The 20,335-nt window shown below is 67.3% G+C and carries 17 protein-coding genes; 7 read left to right on the forward strand and 10 right to left on the reverse strand.

The window, feature by feature from the left end:
• Positions 1–154: 154 nt before the first annotated feature.
• Together ACWETB_RS21095 and fgd are read right to left on the reverse strand one after the other, a co-directional pair.
• A complete protein-coding gene (locus tag ACWETB_RS21095) occupies positions 155–1,120 on the reverse strand; it encodes a DMT family transporter (RefSeq protein ID WP_452213414.1) in 966 nt (321 codons plus the stop codon).
• Positions 1,121–1,139: 19 nt separating this feature from the next.
• Complete coding sequence (gene fgd / locus ACWETB_RS21100) at positions 1,140–2,162, reverse strand: glucose-6-phosphate dehydrogenase (coenzyme-F420) (RefSeq protein WP_449742402.1); 1,023 nt, start codon at positions 2,160–2,162, stop codon at positions 1,140–1,142.
• Between the two features lie 176 nt (positions 2,163–2,338).
• On the opposite strand from fgd, the gene ACWETB_RS21105 reads away from it, so the two are divergent.
• On the forward strand, positions 2,339–4,261 hold the full coding sequence (locus ACWETB_RS21105; RefSeq protein ID WP_452213417.1) for an ABC transporter ATP-binding protein: 1,923 nt from the start codon (positions 2,339–2,341) through the stop codon (positions 4,259–4,261).
• Positions 4,262–4,349: 88 nt separating this feature from the next.
• On the opposite strand, the gene ACWETB_RS21110 is transcribed toward ACWETB_RS21105, so the two are convergent.
• The 3 genes from ACWETB_RS21110 to ACWETB_RS21120 are packed head-to-tail and all read right to left on the reverse strand — an operon-like array spanning position 4,350 to position 5,965.
• Positions 4,350–4,595 carry a hypothetical protein gene (locus ACWETB_RS21110; RefSeq protein WP_452213419.1) on the reverse strand — a complete coding sequence of 82 codons (246 nt, stop codon included), beginning with the start codon at positions 4,593–4,595 and terminating at the stop codon, positions 4,350–4,352.
• Positions 4,596–4,623: 28 nt separating this feature from the next.
• A complete protein-coding gene (locus ACWETB_RS21115; RefSeq protein ID WP_452213421.1) occupies positions 4,624–4,977 on the reverse strand; it encodes a YidH family protein in 354 nt (117 codons plus the stop codon).
• Positions 4,978–4,990: 13 nt separating this feature from the next.
• On the reverse strand, positions 4,991–5,965 hold the full coding sequence (locus ACWETB_RS21120; RefSeq protein ID WP_452213423.1) for an alpha/beta hydrolase: 975 nt from the start codon (positions 5,963–5,965) through the stop codon (positions 4,991–4,993).
• A gap of 284 nt (positions 5,966–6,249) precedes the next feature.
• On the opposite strand from ACWETB_RS21120, the gene ACWETB_RS21125 reads away from it, so the two are divergent.
• Positions 6,250–10,140: a Pls/PosA family non-ribosomal peptide synthetase gene (locus tag ACWETB_RS21125; protein WP_452213425.1), complete on the forward strand. Its 3,891-nt coding sequence runs from the start codon at positions 6,250–6,252 to the stop codon at positions 10,138–10,140.
• A gap of 89 nt (positions 10,141–10,229) precedes the next feature.
• On the opposite strand, the gene ACWETB_RS21130 is transcribed toward ACWETB_RS21125, so the two are convergent.
• The gene (locus tag ACWETB_RS21130) at positions 10,230–10,796 is read right to left on the reverse strand and encodes an HdeD family acid-resistance protein (RefSeq protein ID WP_449742407.1); all 567 of its coding nucleotides are present in this window, start codon (positions 10,794–10,796) and stop codon (positions 10,230–10,232) included.
• Between the two features lie 112 nt (positions 10,797–10,908).
• On the opposite strand from ACWETB_RS21130, the gene ACWETB_RS21135 reads away from it, so the two are divergent.
• Entirely contained in the window at positions 10,909–11,808 is a 900-nt protein-coding gene (locus ACWETB_RS21135; protein WP_449742408.1) for an acyl-CoA thioesterase domain-containing protein, read from the forward strand.
• A 108-nt stretch (positions 11,809–11,916) separates the two neighbouring features.
• The gene (locus ACWETB_RS21140) at positions 11,917–12,960 is read left to right on the forward strand and encodes a DUF4185 domain-containing protein (protein ID WP_452213427.1); all 1,044 of its coding nucleotides are present in this window, start codon (positions 11,917–11,919) and stop codon (positions 12,958–12,960) included.
• Positions 12,961–13,017: 57 nt separating this feature from the next.
• Here ACWETB_RS21140 and ACWETB_RS21145 read toward each other — a convergent pair whose 3' ends face one another.
• From ACWETB_RS21145 to ACWETB_RS21155, 3 genes are read right to left on the reverse strand one after another with little or no spacing between them, the layout of a single operon-like run.
• Positions 13,018–13,680 carry a DUF305 domain-containing protein gene (locus ACWETB_RS21145; protein ID WP_449742410.1) on the reverse strand — a complete coding sequence of 221 codons (663 nt, stop codon included), beginning with the start codon at positions 13,678–13,680 and terminating at the stop codon, positions 13,018–13,020.
• A 56-nt stretch (positions 13,681–13,736) separates the two neighbouring features.
• Entirely contained in the window at positions 13,737–14,162 is a 426-nt protein-coding gene (locus tag ACWETB_RS21150) for a hypothetical protein (protein ID WP_449742411.1), read from the reverse strand.
• Positions 14,163–14,172: 10 nt separating this feature from the next.
• Positions 14,173–15,522: a phosphatase PAP2 family protein gene (locus ACWETB_RS21155; RefSeq protein WP_452213430.1), complete on the reverse strand. Its 1,350-nt coding sequence runs from the start codon at positions 15,520–15,522 to the stop codon at positions 14,173–14,175.
• A gap of 177 nt (positions 15,523–15,699) precedes the next feature.
• Between ACWETB_RS21155 and ACWETB_RS21160 the strand changes: the two genes are divergently transcribed.
• Positions 15,700–15,906, forward strand: a complete 207-nt coding sequence (locus ACWETB_RS21160) for a hypothetical protein (protein WP_449742413.1) — start codon at positions 15,700–15,702, stop codon at positions 15,904–15,906.
• Between the two features lie 330 nt (positions 15,907–16,236).
• On the forward strand, positions 16,237–17,013 hold the full coding sequence (locus ACWETB_RS21165) for a deoxyribonuclease IV (RefSeq protein ID WP_449742414.1): 777 nt from the start codon (positions 16,237–16,239) through the stop codon (positions 17,011–17,013).
• A gap of 191 nt (positions 17,014–17,204) precedes the next feature.
• Here the strand turns inward: ACWETB_RS21165 and ACWETB_RS21170 are convergent, their stop codons facing one another.
• Positions 17,205–18,146 carry an aldo/keto reductase gene (locus ACWETB_RS21170; protein WP_452213432.1) on the reverse strand — a complete coding sequence of 314 codons (942 nt, stop codon included), beginning with the start codon at positions 18,144–18,146 and terminating at the stop codon, positions 17,205–17,207.
• 257 nt (positions 18,147–18,403) lie between these two features.
• Here ACWETB_RS21170 and ACWETB_RS21175 point away from each other — a divergent pair, with 257 nt between their 5' ends.
• The gene (locus tag ACWETB_RS21175; protein WP_449742416.1) at positions 18,404–20,239 is read left to right on the forward strand and encodes an acyl-CoA dehydrogenase; all 1,836 of its coding nucleotides are present in this window, start codon (positions 18,404–18,406) and stop codon (positions 20,237–20,239) included.
• Positions 20,240–20,335: the final 96 nt, after the last annotated feature.

Genomic DNA, 20,335 nt, shown 5'->3' on the forward strand with positions numbered 1-20,335 from the left:
AAGCCCGTGACACCCAATTCGTGAGCGACACGGTCGCGGTCGCTCATGGTCATGTCTTTTGTAGAACTATGCGGGAAGGTTGATAGAAGTCCGGCCCGCCCTCGCCAAAGCGAGGCGGGCCGAAACGATTACCGCAAGTCGGCCCACAGTTCCGTCAACTGTCACAACTCGGTGCGCGTACGGCCTGACCACCATCGACCGGCTGCTCCACACTTACCCGACGCCACCGCAGCGGCACCCGCAGCAGCCCGCGTGTCAGCGCGACGCCCACCAGGCACAGCACACCGCCGACGATCCGAAGGGGTGTCGGCACCTCGGCGAGCAGCAGCCAGGACAACACGATGACCAGGGCCGGCACCACCAGCGTGGTGGCCGCCATCGCACCCGCCGACGTGCGGGCCAGTGCATAGGCCCACGTGCTGAAGGCTATGGCGGTCGGGCCGATACCGAGGAAGACCATCCAGCCGATGTCGGCGGCCGAGGCCGAGGCCACCTCGCCGATCGCGGCGGGAACAAACGGCAGGGTGACGACGAGACCCGCGATCGCACCCCAGAAAGTCGCGGTCAACGCGTCGACGGTGCCCAGCGCCACCTTCTGCACCAGCACGCCGGTCGCGTAGAGCACGGCGGCGAGCAGCCCCAGTCCGACGCCCAGCCAGTCCGCGTGCGTGTCACCGCCACCCACCGTGATGAGGACGACGCCGCCGAATGCGACGGCGATCCCGACCACCAGCCGCATCGAGAATCCTTCACCCAGAAAGAGTCCGGCGAAGACGGCGACCAGGATGGGCGCAAAATTCACCAGCAATGCCGCGGTTCCGGCGTCGATGTGCTGTTCGGCCCAGTTCAGCACCACGCTGTAGGCCCCGAACCACGCTGCGCCGTAGGCGATCACCAGTGCCAGGTATCGGCCGCGCGGTGGCACGAACGGGTTCGACGCCGCGCCACTCGATCCTCGTGCCACGACGGCGGCGAGCACCACCAGCGCGACGACCGCGATGGCGAGTCGCCCGAAGGCGAGCACCCCCGGCGAGAACGCCTCTCCGGCCGAACGGATCGCGATGAACGACAGGGACCACAGCGCGACGGTGGTGGCCGCGGCGAGGGCCGGAAGATTCACCGCACGTGGCGTCAGAGAATCACTCCGCGACAGTCAGTTTCCGCAGGCGCGGGGCCAGATCGGACTCGAAGTTGTCGAGGAAACGACGCTGATCATGTCCCGGCGCGTGGAAGACGAGGTGATTCAGGCCGGCGTCGGTGTAGAACTTCACCTTCTCGACGGCCTCGTCGGGGTCGGAGGCGACGATCCAGCGCTTGGCGACCTGCTCGATCGGCAACTCGTCGGCCAGGCGTTCCATCTCCGTCGACGAGTTGACGCTGTGCTTCTGCTCCGCGGTCAGTGACAGGGGCGCCCAGAACCGACAGTTCTCCAGTGCCAGTTGCGGATCCGGATCGTAGGAGATCTTGATCTCGATCATCCGGTCGATTGTGTCGAAGTCACGCTCGGCCTTCTCCGCACCCTCCTTGACCGCCGGGATCAGCTTCTCGGTGTAGAGTTCGGCCCCCTTGCCGGAGGTGCAGATGAAACCGTCGCCGGCCCGGCCGGCATACCGTGCGACGACCGGTCCACCCGCGGCCACGTACACCGGAATCGGTTGCTCCGGAACGTCATACATGTAGGCGCCCTGGGTGTGGTAGTACTCGCCATCGAAGTCGACCTCGTCACCGGTCCACAGTTCGCGCATCAGCCGGATGGCCTCGCGCAGCCGGGCGAAGCGTTCCTTGAACTCCGGCCATTCCCCCTGGAATCCGGTGGCGTATTCGTTGAGGGCCTCGCCGGTGCCGACGCCGAGCATGATCCGGCCCGGATACAGGCAGCCCATGGACGCGAAGGCCTGCGCGATGACGGCCGGGTTGTAGCGGAAGGTCGGCGTCATCACCGAGGTGCCGATCTGCACCCGCTTGGTGCGTTCGCCCACCGCGGCCATCCACGCCAGCGAGAACGGGGCGTGCCCGCCGTTGTGGCGCCAGGGCTGGAAATGATCGCTCACGGCGACCGAATCCATGCCGTGCTCCTCGGCCGCGACCGCGATCTCCACCAGCTCGCGGGGATCGAACTGCTCGGCCGACGCCTTGAATCCGAGTTTCAACTGCTGTGCCATGGCGCCGCCTCACTTCGCGGAACGGCCCGGTCTCGAGTGCCGGTGCGCTCCGATCACTGTCGTCTGATCGACATCCAACGTACTCATCGGGTGACGAGACGCACAGACTCGACCCCTTACACCCACCTCCCGGCGAGCTGGACCTCAAGTTCACTTGAAGTTCTATCCTCGTCGTCATGAGCATGGAATCCGTCGCCTGGGACATGATGTACCGGACCGGCACCGCACCGACCGGGTCGAACGGAGGCGCCGACCGCCGCACCACCCTGCGACGGGTGAGCGGCTTCGCGCGTCCGCACCTGCGCCGCATCGTCGCCTTCCTCGTGTTGTCGGTGTTCACCGCGGTTCTCACCGTCGTCACCCCGCTGCTGGCGGGCCACGTCGTCAACCTGATCACCGCCGGTGACGCCGGGGCCGGTCCGGCCATCGTCGGCGTCGCGGTGCTCATCGCGGTGATCGCGGTGGCCGAGGCGCTGGCGTCGGTCATCACCCGCTGGCTGTCGGCGACCATCGGCGAGGGCCTCATCCTGGACCTGCGTCGCGCGGTCTTCGACCACGTCCAACAGATGCCGGTGGCCTTCTTCACCCGCACCCGCACCGGCGCTTTGGTGAGCCGCCTCAACAATGACGTCATCGGCGCCCAACGCGCGTTCAGCGACACCCTGTCCGGGGTCGTCTCCAACGCCGTCACGCTGGCGCTCACCCTGGGCGTGATGTTCGCGATCAGCTGGCCGATCACCCTGCTGGCGCTGATCCTGTTGCCGGTCTTCGTCATTCCCGCGCGACGACTCGGCCGGCGGATGTCGGCGCTGTCCCGGGAGGCCGCCGAACACAATGCCGGCATGTCGACGCAGATGACCGAACGGTTCTCCGCCCCCGGCGCCACCCTGGTCAAACTGTTCGGACGACCGGAGACCGAATCGGCGGCCTTCGCCGACCGCGCGGATCGAGTGCGTGACATCGGAGTTCGACGCGCCATGCTGCAGTCGGTGTTCATGACGGCACTGACCCTGGTGTCCGCCTTGGCCCTCGCCCTGGTCTATGGCCTCGGCGGATGGCTCGCCGTGCACGAGCACCTGTCCGCAGGTGCGGTGGTGTCGCTGGCGCTGCTGCTCACCCGGATGTATGCACCGCTGACCGCCCTGGCGAACGCCCGCGTCGAGATCTCCTCTGCGGTGGTCAGTTTCGAGCGGGTCTTCGAGGTCCTCGATCTGGCGCCCCTCATCGCCGACAAGCCCGGCGCCATCGCCGTGCCGCACACCGATGAGACCCGTGGCGTCACGGTCCGTTTCGACGACGTCTCCTTCGCCTACCCGTCCGCGGACAAGATCTCCCTCGCCTCGCTGGAAGAGGTTGCGCAACTGGACAATCGGGGCGGCAGCACCGTGCTGCATCACATCGACCTCGACGTCCCGGCCGGATCGATGCTCGCCCTCGTCGGCAGTTCCGGCGCCGGGAAGTCGACGATCGCCTCGCTGGCCACCCGACTCTACGACGTCGACGAGGGATCGGTGCGGCTCAACGGCATCGACGTCCGCGACCTGACGTCGGCGTCGGTGCACGCCACCGTCGGCCTGGTCACCCAGGACGGTCACCTCTTCCACGACACCGTCCGCGCCAATCTGGGTCTGGCACGCCCGGACGCGTCCGACGACGACATCTGGGCAGCGTTGCGCCGCGCCCGACTCGACGATCTCGTCGCGACACTGCCCGACGGCCTCGACACCGTCGTCGGCGAACGCGGATATCGGCTCTCCGGCGGTGAACGCCAGCGGCTGACCATCGCGCGACTGCTCCTCGCGAGGCCGTCGGTGGTGATCCTCGACGAGGCGACCGCCCACCTGGACTCGACGTCGGAGGCCGCGGTGTCGGCGGCGCTCGGCGAGGCCCTGGAAGGCCGGACGTCGATCGTCATCGCCCACCGGCTGTCGACCATTCGCGCCGCCGACCAGATCGCGGTGCTCGAAGACGGCCGCGTCGTCGAACGCGGAACCCACGCGACGCTGCTCGCGAAGGGCGGGCGCTACGCCGAGCTGTACCGCACCCAGTTCGCCGGGGAGGAGCAGACCCGCGAGTGCTGCCCGGCAGTCGGGGCGTGAGCGCACACTCGACGGGAAAGGGCACCCACTCGACGCAAAACGACGCACACTCGACGGGAAAGGGCGCCCACTCGACGGGGCGGGATCGTCAGTCCTCGGGGTCGTCGTCGTGATCGCCGGGCGGCGGCGTGAGCTTGGCCTTCCGGTAGGTCATGAAGACCATCATGATGTTGACCAGGATGAGGATGATGCCGAGGGCGACCCACACCCAACGGCCGTCGCGCCACCAGGTGTAGGTCAGGAAGCCGACGCAGACCATCAGGATGATGGCGCCGACGGTGACCATGCCACGCGAAAAGCCCTGCGCGGCGCTCTGGAACTGATGATTGGTCACCGGACGTGCACTCCTCGTACTACTGGGGTCAGTTCTGCACGACGATCGCCACCGCGGTCGCCACTGCCACCACCACTATGGCAGCGACGACGATGATCACCTGGCTCGACCCCGGCATCGGCTCACCACGACGCAACGCCCGGTCGGTGCGCCGCCACCGCCAGGCGCCCAGCAGCACGATCGCACAGCCGAGCGCGACCATCACCAGGCCGAGAACCGTCTCCACGATCGCATCGGTGACGTCGGGGGCCACGTAGACGATGGCCACGCCGCCGGCGATGGAGCCGAGCGCGGTACGCACCCACGCCAGCAGGGTGCGTTCGGCGGCGAGGGTGAATCGGGCGTCGGGAGCACCCGGCGGCCTCAGATCCTCGGCGGGCACCACCCGATCGTCGTCATCCGGCCCATTGGTTCTCTCGGTCGTCAGTGTCCTTGGCCTCTCGAATCGCATGACCGGCAAAGGCGGCCGTGGCCTCGATCGCCTCCAGTGTCTCCTGGTGACGGAAACCGAAGACCGGGAACGCGTGAATTTGCCACGAATAACTATGGGCCACTGCGTCGATTCCGGCAGCGTCGAGGTTCTCGATGAGGTGGATGACGTCGGGTTCGAGGAGTTCGTTCTCGGCGGTGACCATGATGGTCGGCGGGAAGTCCTCCGGGTCGAGATCGGCGATGCGGCGCGCCCCGGCGAAGGGCCGCGGACCACGCAGGAACGCCGGGGCCAGTTTGCGCAGCTGGGACAGCGGGATGTAGGCGTCGGCGCGGCTGCTGCGGTCGGGATGGTCGGCGAGGTCGATGTCGAGCAACGGGGAGAACCCGATCAGCGCGGTCGGCGCGGGCAGGTCCTGCTCGGCTGCCCCTTCGACGACCTTGGCCGCCAGGAAGCCACCCGCGGAATCCCCGGCCACCACGACGCGTCGAAACCCGCGTTCGGTGAGCAACTCGCGGTACGCCGACATCGTGTCGGCCACCGAGGTGCCGACGCCCGCGGCCGGCAGTTGCCGGTAGACGAGGGAGAACACCGGCAGTTCGGTGGCCTTGGACAGGCACGCGGCGATGGAACGGTGGGTGCCGACGCCTCCGACGACGAACGCCCCGCCATGCAGGTAGAGGACGGCGGTGTCGGAGTCGCGCCGCGACGGCCCGGTCGGCACGATCAGTTCGGCCGGACGTCCGCCGAGTTCGAGTTGCTCACGGACGACGCCGCGCGGGGTGGGGCCGGCGGCGAAGGTCCGGTCGATGAGGAACAGACCGGCCATTCCGGCCCGGCCCAGGGGCCAGAGCGACATCAGCGGTTTGAGTGCGATGCGGCTGCCCAGCCAGATCGGATACGACAGCAGGCTCGCCTTGCGATGATGCACGATCGGCATCGGACTCCTCCGGGGTTCGGTGTCAGGGGGCCGGTGTCAGGAGGCCGCGGTGTGACGCCTTCGGCCTTGGTACCGGCACGTCGTCGGACCACCCGAGTGGACTGATCGGGAGTGTGTAAGTGAACCTACACCGATCTCCGGCGCTCACGGGGCGGTTACGGCGGGTTTCGCAACCGAACTCACCGGAGCCCGGCACCGAGACGAATGACACCCAGCGTTCACCCACGTCCGGGTCAACACGTGTCCCGGGCGCGATATATTTCTTGCTTCCATGTCTAAAAACGGTGGTGAGAGTGGACATACCCGGCCAATATCTGCTGTCGTCACAGGCGAGCGCACCGCGCACGCTCTGCGACATCCTCGACGAGACCGCCGCACGGTATCCCGACGCACCCGCCATCGACGACGGCGACGTCATCGTCAGCTACTCGCAACTCCTCGCGGTGATCCGTCGCGGTGCCGACCGGCTCGCCGCGGCCGGGGTGCGACGCGGCGGTCGCGTCGGCATCCGGATGCCGTCGGGGTCGCGGGATCTCTACACCGCGATCCTGTCGACGATCTATGCCGGCGCCGCCTATGTGCCGGTCGACGCCGACGATCCCGAGGAGCGCGCCGAACTCGTCTTCGGTGAGGCGGGTATCGACGCCCTCGTCGACGCCTTCGGGGTGCATGCCACCAACCCGGATTCCGACGGGCTCGCACCGACCATCGCCGACGTGCGTCCCACCGTCACCGACGACGCCTGGATCATCTTCACCTCCGGTTCCACCGGAACCCCCAAAGGTGTTGCGGTGACCCATCGCAACGCCGCCGCCTTCGTCGACGCCGAGGCGCGACTGTTCCTGACCGGCGAGCCGATCGGCCCCGGCGATCGCGTCCTCGCGGGACTGTCGGTGGCCTTCGACGCGTCGTGCGAGGAGATGTGGCTGGCGTGGCGCAACGGCGCCTGCCTGGTGCCCGCACCACGTTCGTTGGTGCGCAGCGGCATGGACCTCGGGCCGTGGCTGGTGCAGCGCGACATCACCATCGTCTCCACCGTGCCGACGCTGGCGTCGCTGTGGCCGCCGGAGGCCCTCGAGGCGGTCCGGCTGCTGATCTTCGGCGGTGAGGCCTGCCCGCCGGAACTGGCCGAGCGCCTTGCCGTTTCGGGTCGCGAGGTGTGGAACACCTACGGCCCCACCGAGGCCACCGTGGTGGCGTGTGCCGCACCGCTGGGCGGACCGGGACCGGTCCGTATCGGATTGCCCTTGGCCGGTTGGGATCTCGCGGTGGTGGGCGCCGACGGCAACCCGGTCGCTGAGGGGGAGATCGGCGAGTTGATCATCGGCGGCGTCGGACTCGCGCATTATCTGGACCCGGCCAAGGACGCCGAGAAGTACGCGCCGATGCCGAGCCTGGGATGGGAACGTGCCTATCGCAGTGGCGATCTCGTGCGTCTGGATGCCGAGGGCCTGGTATTCCAGGGCCGCGCCGACGATCAGGTCAAGGTGGGCGGCCGACGCATCGAACTCGGCGAGATCGACAACGCCCTGCAGCATCTGCCCGGTGTGAGCGGCGCCGCCGCGGCGGTCCGCACCACCGCGGCCGGCAACAGTCTGCTGGTGGGGTATCTCGTCTCCGCCGATCCCGACTTCGACGTCGAAGCCGCCCACACCCTGCTCACCGAACGCCTCCCGGCGCCGATGGTGCCCCGCCTGGCGCTCGTCGACGAATTGCCCACGCGCACATCGGGAAAGGTCGACCGCAACGCCCTGCCCTGGCCACTGCCCGGCGCGGCCGCGGACGCCGATGACGACGACGCCGACGATCTCTCGCCGACCGAGGCGTGGCTGGCCGGGCGCTGGACCGACGTTCTCGGCGCGCGGATCACCAGCCCGGACGCCGACTTCTTCACCGAGGGCGGCGGATCGCTGTCGGCGGCACAATTGGTGACCGCGCTGCGCGAACGCTACCCGGCGATCACCGTCGCCGATCTCTACGACCATCCGCGCCTCGGGGCCCTGGCCCGCATGCTCGACACCATCGCGCCGACGACGGTCATCACCGAGCGCGAGGTCACCCCGACACCGCGGTCGACCGGCGTGGCGCAGATCCTGCTGTCGGTGCCGCTGACCACCCTGACCGGACTGCAATGGGCGACGTGGCTGGGCGTGACCAACAACGTCGGCGCCTGGGCGGCACGCCGACTCGACGTCACGGTGCCGTGGCTGGTCGAGGTGAACTGGTGGGTGGTGCTCGTCGCGTTCCTGGTGTTCATCACTCCCCCGGGCCGGATGGTCATCGCGGCTCTCGGGGCGCGCGTCCTGCTGGCCGGCGTGCAACCCGGCACCTATCCGCGTGGTGGCGGTGTGCACCTGCGACTGTGGGTCGCCGAACGACTCCTCGAGGCCGCCGGCGCCGCCAACATGTCGGGCGCGCCGTGGATGATCTACCTGGCCCGGGCGCTCGGCGCCGACATCGGCCGGGGCGTCGACCTGCACACCATCCCGCCGGTCACCGGCATGCTCACCGTCGGCGAGGGCGCCTCCATCGAACCCGAGGTGGACCTGTCCGGGTGGTGGATCGACGGCGACGTCGTTCACATCGGTGCGGTCGAGGTGAAGCGCGGCGCAACGGTCGGCGCCCGCTCCACCCTCGCACCCGGCGCGGTCGTCGGGCGTGACGCGGAGGTCGCGCCGGGTTCGGCGGTCTTCGGCCGCGTCAAGAAGGAACAGCACTGGGCCGGATCACCGGCGGTCAAGGTGGGTAAGGCCGAGCATCGGTGGCCGGCGCACCGGCCGCCGCGGCGGACCGCGTGGGTTCCGGCCTACGGACTGTCGTCGCTGCTGCTCGCGGCCATCCCGCTGGTGTCCCTCGGCGCCGGCCTGGTGGTCATCGGGTCGTGGGCGTTGCACGCGAATCGTCTGCGCGACGTCGCCGAACGCGCCCTGATCCTGATCCCGGCCGCCACCCTGGTGAGTCTCGGCACGTTCGCGGTGATCACCGCGGTGCTGGTCCGGCTGCTCGCGATCGGCATGACGAAGGGCTATCACCCGGTGCGGTCGCGGGTGGGCTGGCAGGTGTGGATGACCGAGCGGCTCCTCGATTCCGCGCGCACCTACCTGTTCCCGCTGTACGCAAGTCTGTTGACGCCGTGGTGGTTCCGGATTCTGGGCGTCAAGGTCGGCAAGGGCACCGAGATCTCGACGGCGCTGGTGCTACCCAAGTTCACCACGATCGACGACGGTTCCTTCCTCGCCGACGACACCATGGTCGCCTCCTACGAGCTCGGTGGCGGCTGGCTCTACATCGACGACGCGAAGATCGGCAAACGCTCATTCCTCGGCAACTCCGGGATGACCGGCCCGGGCCGCAAGGTCCCCAAGAACGGTTTGGTCGCGGTGCTCTCGGCCGCTCCGGACCGCGCGAAGAGCGGGTCGAGCTGGTTGGGCAGTCCGCCGGTGCGGCTGCGTCGTACCGCCTCGGAAGCCGACACCTCCCGCACCTTCGATCCGCCGATGCGGCTCAAGGTGGCGCGCTCGGCGATCGAGACACTGCGACTCATCCCGGTGATGGTGTCCTTCGGTCTGGGTCTGTTCATGCTGTTGGGTCTGCAGTACGTCGCGTTCCACACGAGTTATCTCATTGCCGGTCTGGTCAGCGGGCTGATCCTACTGGTGGCCGGGGCGGCGGCGTGCTGCATCGCTGCCGCGGCGAAGTGGCTGGTCGTGGGGCGCATCGTGGTGTCCGAGCACCCGCTGTGGAGTTCGTTCGTGTGGCGCAACGAGTTGTCGGACGCCTTCGTCGAGACCGTCGCCGCGCCGTGGTTCGCCAACGCGGCCACCGGCACCCCGATCCTCAACCTGTGGCTGCGGATGCTGGGCGCGCACATCGGCCGCGGCGTCTGGTGTGAGACCTACTGGCTGCCCGAGGCCGATCTGGTGACCCTAGGCGACGGCGCGACCGTGGAACGGGGCTGCGTGGTGCAGACCCACCTCTTCCACGACCGGGTGATGGCCATCGACCGGGTCACCCTGGAGGCCGGCGCGACGATGGGCCCCCATTGCGTCGCACTGCCGGCATCGGGGCTCGGTGCATCAGCGACGGTGGGTCCGGCGTCGCTGGTCATGCGCGGCGACGTGGTGCCCGCCCACACCCGGTGGCAGGGCAATCCGATTGCGCCCTGGTACGGCTGAGAGACCTGCACTCACATACGCGAAGCGGGCCGTCATCGAGATCTCGGTGACGGCCCGCTTCGTCTACGGGTTGTTGGCGACGTTGCGGTTCAGACCGAGGCGTCGACCTTCTTCGGCAGGGTCAGCAGGGAGGCGATGCTGATGACGATGAGGAAGATGCCGCCGATCAGGACGAGGAAGTCGACGCCGACTCCGCCGAGGGAGATCATCGCGATGCCCGCGAGCAGGCCGATGATGCCGGAGAGGACGAGGAACCAGGTCGGTGCGTGCCCGGACTTGGTGACCGCGGCGTAGAGGTCACCGACGCCCTGGAAGATCCAGCCGACACCGATGAACAGCGCCAGCAGCCACACCGCATTGCCCGGATGGAACAGCGCGATGATGCCGAGGACCAGGATCGCGAATCCGAGGATGCCCAGCAGGACGCGCCATCCGGGGGCGATGAACGTGGCGGCGAAGGCCTGGTAGATGCGGAAGATGCCGGTGATGATCAGCGAGATGCCGAACAGGACGGCCAGCACGATGGTGGTCGCGCTCGGCCAGACGACCGCGATGATGCCCAGCACGATGCCGAGAATCGATGTCGCGATGATCGCTGATCTCACCGCACCGATGAGTTCGTCGGGGATCTGTCTGGTGTACACACCGAATGTCATGGCCGAAGCGTATCCCGCGTGACATGCGGTGGGCACTCAAAGCCGCCAGGTTGAGTCCAAAGGCCCGCCCCCGGGAGAATCACCCGAAACGGGTGGCGGTAGACAAGAAAGCGTGACGCCGATCGCCTTCTTCCGTACCGAGTCCGACGACCGGGTGATGCCGACCCCGTTCGCCCGAAGCCTATGGGCGCCCGGCACCCTCAACGGCCCGGCGGTCTGCGCATTGGCCGCACACCGCGTCGAGACGGCATTCGCCGAACCCGGTTTTCGTCCCGCCCGTTTCACCATCGACCTGTTCCGGGCAGCGCGGGAAGTCCCCACGATCACGCGTGGCCGGCTCATCCGGTCGGGAGGTCGCATCCGCGTCGCCGAACTCGACGTCGTGCAGTTCTTCGACAATCCGGGGACTGGCGACGACGGTGTCGTCGTCGCCAGGTCGACGACGGTGTTTCTGCGCGAGTCGCACAATCCACCCGGTGACCGGTGGGAACGGCAACCCGACACGATCACGTTCGTTCCGCCGGAGGCCGATGCGGCCCGTGACGCCGCGCTGGACTCGGACGATCCGCAAGCGTTCACCACGTTGTGGTCGCACGATGCGCCCGACGGCACCGTCGGCCGGTGGGATACGGAGATGTCGCGACACCAGAACGGGGCACGGAAACGTCGCTGGTCGCGCGCCGCTCCCGCCGTCCTCGGCGAGCCGATCACGCCGTTCGCGCGCGCGGTGACGGCCGCGGAATCGACCAGCCTGATGGCCAATTGGGGTTCGACGGGCATCGGTTTCATCAACTGCGATCTCACGGTGGCGTTGTCGCGTCTGCCCGAAGGTCAGTGGATCGGCGTGGAGGCCGATTCGCATACCGAACACGACGGCATCTCCGCTTCGACCGCGGGGCTCTACGACTCGAAGGGCATGTGGGGTACCGGCATGGTGACCGCGGTGAACAATTCCGCCGCCGAGATCGACTTCACCAGCCACGATCTGCACGCGCGTTTCGTCACCGAGTGATCGCGCGGGGACCGCGCGGGTCCGGTGTCGCGGCCCCGACGTCGGCTCACAGCTTTTGCTAAGGTCCCGGACATGTTCCGGTCTCGCCTGTCCCGAATTCGGACCGCCATGACGATCGTGGTCACCGCGGCGGCACTGACGACGGGCCTGGCCGTCGCGTCACCGGCCGGTGCCGCCGACTACGCGGCCGGAAATGCGTCGATGGTCGGCCGGCTGACCGGTCCCGGGGCCATCAACGACACGGTCGGCCGATATCAGATCATCGGCACCGACCTCGGCATCATGTGGGACAACGGCCGCGGCGAGATCCTCACCGCCTTCGGTGACACGCAATCCTTCAATGGGTGGTCACTGCTGCACGGGTCGCTGTTCCATTGGCGGTCGAATGTGCTGTTGCGCAGTACCGATCGCAACCTCGCCGACGGGATGACGTTCACCGGGCACACCGGGCCACCCGGCTATGCGAGCAGACTGCTCAAACCCAATCTGCGTCGCGAGATCACCCTGATCCCGACCGCCGGCGTGGCCGTGGGCAACAGGCAGTATCTGAACTACATGTCGGTGAAACGCTGGGTCGCCGACAGCCATTGGGTGACCAACTTCTCCGGCCTGGCGGTGTCTTCCGACAATGGGCGCAGTTGGCACCGGACCGACACCTATCGGCCGAACACGGGCGGCAACGTCAAGTTCCAGATGTCGGCGTATCTGAAGGTCGGTGACACCGTCTACCAGTATGGCACTCCCGACAGTCGTTGGGGTGCAGTCTATCTGGCTCGGGTACCGGCATCGCAGATCGAGAATCTCGGTGCCTACGAGTACTTTTCGCGTGGCCGCTGGGTCCCCCGCAATCCCGGGGCGTCGACGCCGATCATGCCGCCGAAGACCGGTGAGATGTCGGTGGCGTGGAATTCGTACCTGAGTAAGTATGTGGCGCTCGTCCAGACCGAACCGGGTGTCATGCTGCGCACCGCCGACAGCCCGCAGGGGCCGTGGTCGGCGGGCGAACTCGTCGTCTCACGCAATGACCCGTACTCCGGATACGCGCCCTTCATCCATCCGTGGTCGACGTCGGGTCCGACCCTGTATTTCACCTATTCGGTGTCATACGGATACCAGGTGTATCTGATGCGATTGCCGTTGCGGCGCAACTGATGTCGCCAGGCCTGCGGTCCCGCCTGCCGAGCGGCAGACAGAACCGCAGGTGCTGCGTCAGCGACCCAGCAGTGCGTTCATCTGGTCGATCTCGGCCTGCTGCGAGGTCTTGATCTGCGTTGCCAGCTCGCGTGATTCGGGGTTGACCCCGCCGGCGAGTTCCTGATCGGCCATCGTGATGGCCCCCTGGTGATGGGTGATCATCCCCTGCAGCCACAGGGTGTCGAAGGCCTGCCCGCGGGCGTCCTCGAGGGCATCCATCTGGGCATCGCTCATCATGCCGCCCATGGCCGAACTCGAACCCGTCATGGATCCGTGATGCATGCCGCCCATGTCGTCATCGGCATCGTCGTCGACCGCGATCCCCCAGGACCGCAGGCGAGCCGTCATCTGGTCGATCTCCGGCTGCTGGGCATTCTTGATCTGCGTTGCCAGAGCGAGGATCGCAGGATTGTCGGTGCGACTCGGCACCAGTTCGGCCATCTCGATGGCCTGCTCGTGATGAGGGATCATCATCTGGTTGAACATGATGTCGGTCTGATTGTGCGCCGAGGCGCCCGGCGACGACGTCACCGAATCCATGGCGCCGCTCATGTGACCGGCGTGTGCCCCGCTCGGATGTGTCGCGGTCTCGTCCGACGACGAGCAGCCCGCGACGATCAGGGCTGCGCAGGCTGCGAGGGCAGCACCCGTCAGTCGGGTGCGGTTGATGGTGAACATCTGAAAACTCCTGTGCGAGTGATTGATACGTATTGTCGGAGGGCTTACGCCGTCCATCAGCAGCGGATCACCGAAAGCGTCAGATGGGTGGGATGGGCCCACGGGGGTGGACGCCCCAGCCGGCCGATGAGTGCCGGCGCGATACCCATCAGGACGGGTAGCGCCGCGAAACCCCAGACCAGGATCAGCAGGATCACCGGCGGCAGCGGGACGTCGTCACCCCGCAGGGATACGCAGTGATGTCCGAGGACGCAGTGGTCGCCGTCACTCAGGTGCGCCTGGTCGGTGTGCTCGTGCATCCCGGCGGTCGCCATGGACGGTGCCGTCTGAGCAGATGCCACCGAGTGCGTCGATCCGTCCCGCGAGCCGGCTGTCGAGGTGCCGGCGATCAGCGAATGCATGAGCGCCACCGCAACACCGAGCAGCATCACCACGACGACGCGCAGCCACCGCTGTCGCTGGGGTCGTCTGACGATCGGCATGCCCCCGAGGCTATCCGGATCGCGAGACCGAAGCCCCCGGCGGCACACCATCGGCCACGTCGGCGTCGGCAACGGTCTCCCGGTGCGCCGACTCCGCGTCGGGGTCCGCCGCCTCGTCGCGTTCGGCGGCTTTCCGGGCGTTGCGCGGCCCGACGATGCGGCGATCGATCAGTTGGTACACGAGTACCACCGCGCCGGCCAGCGCCCACCCGAGCAGGATGTCGAAGACGTAGTGCTCGGCGGTGTAGACGAGCGTGAACGCCATCGCGAGGGCGTAGCCCATGAACAGTGTTCGGCCGAGCGCCTTGACCCGCGGCCACATGAACAGCGCGAGCAGCATCGTCAACCCGGCGTGCAGGGACGGAATCGCGGCGACGAGATTCGACTTCCCCTGACCGATCTCGATGAGGTCGGATGCGACGTGGATATGCAGGAATTCCCAGCCGCGCGGGGAGATGCGCTCCACATACGGCGCGGCGTCGGCATACGAGGGGTCGATCGGCCCCAGCATGCCACCGGGTTCGGTGGCCACCGGGTTGGTCATGCAGATCGCTTCGCGCGGGCCGTCGGCGACCTGGGCGGCGGTGCATCGTGCTGCCGCCCAGGGCGGGGCCGCGGGAATCAGGGTGTACCCGACCAGCCCGAGGAAGGTGGTCGCGACGAAGCAGATCGCGAACCGACGCCACGCCGAGCGGTCCCGCAGCCACAACACCGCCGCCACCGCATACGGAACGACGAAGTACGACATGTAGACGACGCTGGTGATGACCTCCCACCACGGCGCCGACGGCTGTTTCAGGTGCTCCTGCAGCCACACCGTCGGGACGACCCCGAACATCGCCTTGTCCACATCCGGCGCGAGATGCCATTCGACGGGCACCTGAATGAGCTGGGCGACGTTGCGGGTCCAGTCGTAGAGCAGCAGGATCAGCGCGAACGGCGCCCAGTCGAGGAAGACCGTGATCGTTCGTCGGCGTCCGATGCTGGCCGCGATGAGACCGAGGCACAGCAGGATGATCAACCGGGTGCGGTCGAAGGCCAGGCCGTACTGGACGACCTGCCAGACCATGAACAGGCCCCACGCGATCAGTGCGACCCTGCGTACGACGGTGAGGTCCCGACGCTTCTCGGGTTCGGCCTCCATCTCGGCGGCCGCGGCGAGGTCGTCGAGGACCGGTTCGAGGTCGACGGGGTCGGCAGCGGAATCGTCGGTCACGAGGTTGTCGGGCAGTGAGTCGCCGGGGACGGGGTTATCGGGTCTGACGTCATGGGATCTGGTGTCGTCGGATACCGAATCCTCGGTCGCCGACCGCGCTCTGGGGAACCGCGAGGCCTGACCCGTCGTCTCGTCGATACTCAAGCCCCAGCCCCTCACCAATTCCGTTTCCCGCTCGTCACCCAACGTCAGCCTAATGAACATCTGGTGTTCTCGACGCGTTCGGACACGCGTTGTTCTCCGTTCGACACCCAAACCTCCTAGACTCGAGAGTGGTAGAGGTCACAGTCAGTGGGCCCGGGTCCGGTAGGGAGGTCGACGATGCCGAACAGATTCCTGCGATACGGCGATCAGCGGTACATCATCACCAGGGAGGCCGAGGCACGCCTCGACCGCGCGCTCGAATCCGTGTACACCAAGGGCGGCGGCCATCAGTGGCTGAACCTCTATCACGACACCGAGGCACCGTGCCGTCTGCTGATCGCGTCGGGCGTTCCCATCACCATCGAGACCGAACCGAACGACTGACCGGGCAGTTCACGCCGTGTCCATATCGGCCCGCAGATGAGCGGTCGGCCCGAGGATCAGCGGTCGGCCCGAGGATCAGCGGTCGGCACCGCACTCCAGGGTGTCTCTTCCGTTGCCTCTGCGAGGGATCGGCGGCATCGATTGTTCTCCGGCAAGGCGGAGGAGGCGTCGTCCCGAGGTGCGAGGTGCGAGCCTCGACGGCGAGTAATAGCGGAGCCGTTGTGACCGACGACAACGCAGCCAGGGGGCAATCCGCCGCGTTGAGCTCCGTCGAAACGAGCCGCCAAGACCCGCAAAGGGCAATGGGAGACATACCCTAGGGTGAGAACCATGCGAATCGGAGCCCATCTGCGCGAGGACGACGACCCCTTGGCCACCGCGACCGATCTCGGGATCGACGTCTTCCAGATGTTCGTGACCGATCCGCAGAAGTGGAACAAGCCGGTCCCCCGCGATGATGCGGCAGCCATCCGCGAGTCACCGATCGACGTCGTCGTGCATTCGAGCTATCAGATCAATGTGGCCAGCCTGAACAACCGGCTGCGGATGCCGTCACGCAAGGCCGTCGAACAGCAGGCCGCCGCGGCTGCCGATCTCGGAGCGTTCGGACTCGTCGTCCACGGTGGTCATCTCCGGGACAACGACGATGCCGCCGAGGGCTTCGCCAACTGGCGGAAGCTGTTCGACCGGCAGGTCGACAAGGGCGGGTTCGGCGTTCCGATCCTCATCGAGAACACAGCCGGTGGCGATCACGCCATGGCGCGCACCCTCGAGGCGATCGATCGGCTGTGGGAGTCGGTCGGCGATTTCGACCAGGCCGGTTTCTGCCTCGACACCTGCCACGCCTGGGCCGGAGGTGAGGATCTCGTCGGCCTCGTCGAACGCGTCCGGGCGATCACCGGTCGTATCGACCTGGTACACCTCAACAACTCTCGTGACGAATTCGATTCCGGCCGCGATCGGCATGCGAATCTCGGTGACGGACACATCGATCCGGAGGTGCTGGCCGCGGTCGCGGCCGCCGCCGACGCCCCGGTCATCCTGGAGACCCCCGCCGAGGGCATCCCGGACGACCTGGCCTATCTGCGGTCGGCACTGACCGTGTGATGGGTTGGACGACAACGGCTGCACCACAGGTTTGCGCCGCCGGAGTTCTTCCCCCACCTACTGATTCGTCCCCCAGCAGTTTCCGGCCGAAGAACGCGAAAGTGGGGGACGAACCACTCCTCCCCCACTTTTGTGCTCCCCCAGCACTTTCGGCTCGCGTAGCGCTGTCCCCCGCACACCGCCCAGCACCCTCACACGGCAGCGTCGAGCCTGGCTCGCTGATCGTCGGTGAGGGTTAGTTCGGCCGCGTCGAGGGCCTCGTCGAGTTGGGCGACCGAACTCACCCCGACAATCGGACGTATCGGCGGCGTGCCGCCGAGCAGCCAGGCGAGCACCACCTGACCCGGCGTCGCACCGAGTTCTGCTGCCACATAGGCCAATTCGGCGAGACGGCGGGTCGTTCCTGGGTGATCGTAGGGTTCGGGGAACGGACGGTCGGCGCGGTCATAGCTGCCCTGGATGAGCGGGCTGTAGGCCCACAGCTCCAACTCCGGATGCTCGGTGACGTAGTCGATCGTCTCATCCGTCATGAACCCGAACCGGTGATCCTTACCCGGCACCGCGGCATCCGGACGCGGTCGCACATACGACGTCGAGGGTTGCAGGGCAGTGAAGGGCTCACTGCCCGCGACCGCGGCCAGCGCCCGCGCCTGCTCGACCCGCCACGTGGGGTGATTGGAGATGCCGATCCGCCCGACCGTCCCGTCGGCGACGAGCCCGCCGAAAGTGGCGACGATTTCCGCCATCGGGGTGGCGCGGTCTTCGAGGTGCGCCCAGTAGAGGTCGATCCGGTCGGTGCGCAGCCTGCGCAGACTCGCCCGTACCGACCGCGTCACCACATCGGCGGCCAGCCCGACAACCTCCCCCGGGCGGCCCGGCACCGGCTCGGGCCCCACCTTGGTGGCGAGCACGACCTCGTCGCGCACGCCGGGGTTGTCGGCGAACCACCGTCCGAGCATCTCCTCGCTCTGCCCGCCGGCGCCGGTACCGGAGGCCCAGAAGGCGTAACAGTCGGCGGTGTCCAGGGTGGTGCCGCCGCGCTCGAGGAATCGTTCGACGATGGCGCGGGAGGTGGGGCCGTCGGTACGCGTGCCGAAGTACATACAGCCGAGGACGAGGTCTGCAGTGGACATGCGATCGAGGGTACGGAGCCCCGCAGCTCCGGCACCCCACATGGCGCCGCTTTCAGCTGCTTGCAAAAGTCAGCACGGTCACAAACCATCGGGTTGTCGACCAGAACCCGGCAGGGTATTCTTGAGGTTACCGGCCAGTAACTTAGGGTCGATCGGTGCTGCTCTCACACCGTTTGCCCTCGAGTTCTCCAGCCAAGCAGTGAAGCGACGATCGCCGCACGGGACCAGTTCAGCCCGCGTCAGATAGGAATCCACAAATGGGCCACTACAAGAGCAACATGCGCGACCTCCAGTTCAACCTCTTCGAGGTTTTCGAACTGGACAAGGTGCTCGAGTCGGGGGAGTTCGGCGACCTGGATCATGAGACCGCCGTCGACATGCTCCGCGAGGTCAAGTCCCTCGCCGAGGGCCCGATCGCGGAGTCCTTCGCCGACGTCGACCGCAACCCGCCGGTCTTCGATCCCGACACCCACAGCGTCACCATCCCCGAGGGCTTCAAGAAGTCCTACAACGCCCTCATCGAAGGCGGCTGGGACAAGGTGGGCGTCGCCGAGGAACTCGGCGGCATGCCCGCACCCCGCTCGCTGTACTGGGCGATCGGCGAGATGATCCTCGGCGCCAATCCCCCGGTGTTCATGTACGCCGCCGGCTCCGGTTTCGCGAACATCTTCTACGACAACGGCACCGACGAGCAGAAGAAGTGGGCCGCAATCTGCTCCGAGCGCGGATGGGGCGCCACCATGGTGCTCACCGAGCCCGATGCCGGCTCCGACGTGGGCGCCGGCCGCACCAAGGCCACCCAGCAGGAGGACGGCTCCTGGCACATCGACGGCGTGAAGCGATTCATCACCTCCGCCGACCAGGACATGACCGAGAACATCTTCCACCTGGTGCTCGCCCGCCCCGAGGGCGCCGGCCCCGGCACCAAGGGCCTGTCGCTGTTCTTCGTCCCCAAGTTCCACTTCGACCCGGAGACCGGCGAACTCGGCGAGCGCAACGGCGCCTTCGTCACCAACGTCGAACACAAGATGGGCATCAAGGCCTCGGCGACCTGTGAGGTCACCTTCGGCCAGCACGGCATCCCAGCCAAGGGCTGGCTCGTCGGCGAGGTCCACAAGGGTATTGCCCAGATGTTCGACGTCATCGAGCACGCCCGAATGATGGTGGGCACCAAGGCCATTTCGACGCTGTCGACCGGTTACCTGAACGCCCTCGACTACGCCAAGGAGCGTGTGCAGGGCGCCGACATGGTGCAGATGACCGACAAGGCCGCTCCGCGTGTGACCATCACCCATCACCCGGACGTGCGGCGTTCGCTGATGACCCAGAAGGCGTACGCAGAAGGCCTGCGCGCCGTGTACCTCTACACCGCGTCGCATCAGGATGCCGTTGCCGCACAGATCGTTTCGGGCGCCGACGCCAACCTGGCCCACCGCGTCAACGACCTGCTGCTGCCGATCGTCAAGGGCGTCGGCTCCGAGCGTGCCTACGCCAACCTCGGCCACGAGTCGCTGCAGACCTTCGGCGGTTCCGGCTTCCTGCAGGACTACCCGATCGAGCAGTACGTCCGTGACTCCAAGATCGACTCGCTCTACGAGGGCACCACGGCCATCCAGGCGCAGGACTTCTTCTTCCGCAAGATCATTCGCGACAAGGGCCAGGCATTGGCACACGTCGCGGGCCAGATCCAGTCGTTCATCGACTCCGAGGCCGGCAACGGCCGCCTCAAGGCCGAGCGCGCACTGCTCAAGACCGCGCTCGAGGACGTCCAGGGCATGGCGGCCTCGCTCACCGGCAACCTGATGAACGCGCAGGAGAACCCGAAGGACCTCTACAAGGTCGGCCTGGGCTCGGTGCGCTTCCTGATGGCCGTCGGCGACCTGATGATCGGCTGGCTGCTGCTGCGCCAGTCGGAGATCGCCATCGCCAAGCTGGATGAGGGCGTGACCGGCGACGACAAGGCCTTCTACGAGGGCAAGGTCGCGGTCGCGAGCTTCTTCGCGAAGAACATGCTTCCGCTACTCACCGCGGTCCGCGTCACCGTCGAGAACGTCGACAACGACATCATGGAGCTCGACGAAGCGGCCTTCTGAGCCACTGGAAGCGCGGGGGGGGGGGGGGAGAGGCGGGCCCGCCCCCCGCCCGGCGCAACGCCCGCAACAAACCCCCAAACAAAAAAAGAGAAACAA

The organism is Gordonia sp. NPDC003950, from assembly GCF_053605205.1.

Coding starts and splice junctions, on each gene's coding strand:
- ACWETB_RS21140 (WP_452213427.1), top strand. CDS start 11,917: ATGACGATCGTGGTCACCGCGGCGGCACTGACGACGGGCCTGGCCGTC.
- fgd (WP_449742402.1), bottom strand. CDS start 2,162: ATGGCACAGCAGTTGAAACTCGGATTCAAGGCGTCGGCCGAGCAGTTC.
- ACWETB_RS21130 (WP_449742407.1), bottom strand. CDS start 10,796: ATGACATTCGGTGTGTACACCAGACAGATCCCCGACGAACTCATCGGT.
- ACWETB_RS21145 (WP_449742410.1), bottom strand. CDS start 13,680: ATGTTCACCATCAACCGCACCCGACTGACGGGTGCTGCCCTCGCAGCC.
- ACWETB_RS21120 (WP_452213423.1), bottom strand. CDS start 5,965: ATGCCGATCGTGCATCATCGCAAGGCGAGCCTGCTGTCGTATCCGATC.
- ACWETB_RS21170 (WP_452213432.1), bottom strand. CDS start 18,146: ATGTCCACTGCAGACCTCGTCCTCGGCTGTATGTACTTCGGCACGCGT.
- ACWETB_RS21150 (WP_449742411.1), bottom strand. CDS start 14,162: ATGCCGATCGTCAGACGACCCCAGCGACAGCGGTGGCTGCGCGTCGTC.
- ACWETB_RS21160 (WP_449742413.1), top strand. CDS start 15,700: ATGCCGAACAGATTCCTGCGATACGGCGATCAGCGGTACATCATCACC.
- ACWETB_RS21165 (WP_449742414.1), top strand. CDS start 16,237: ATGCGAATCGGAGCCCATCTGCGCGAGGACGACGACCCCTTGGCCACC.
- ACWETB_RS21175 (WP_449742416.1), top strand. CDS start 18,404: ATGGGCCACTACAAGAGCAACATGCGCGACCTCCAGTTCAACCTCTTC.
- ACWETB_RS21105 (WP_452213417.1), top strand. CDS start 2,339: ATGAGCATGGAATCCGTCGCCTGGGACATGATGTACCGGACCGGCACC.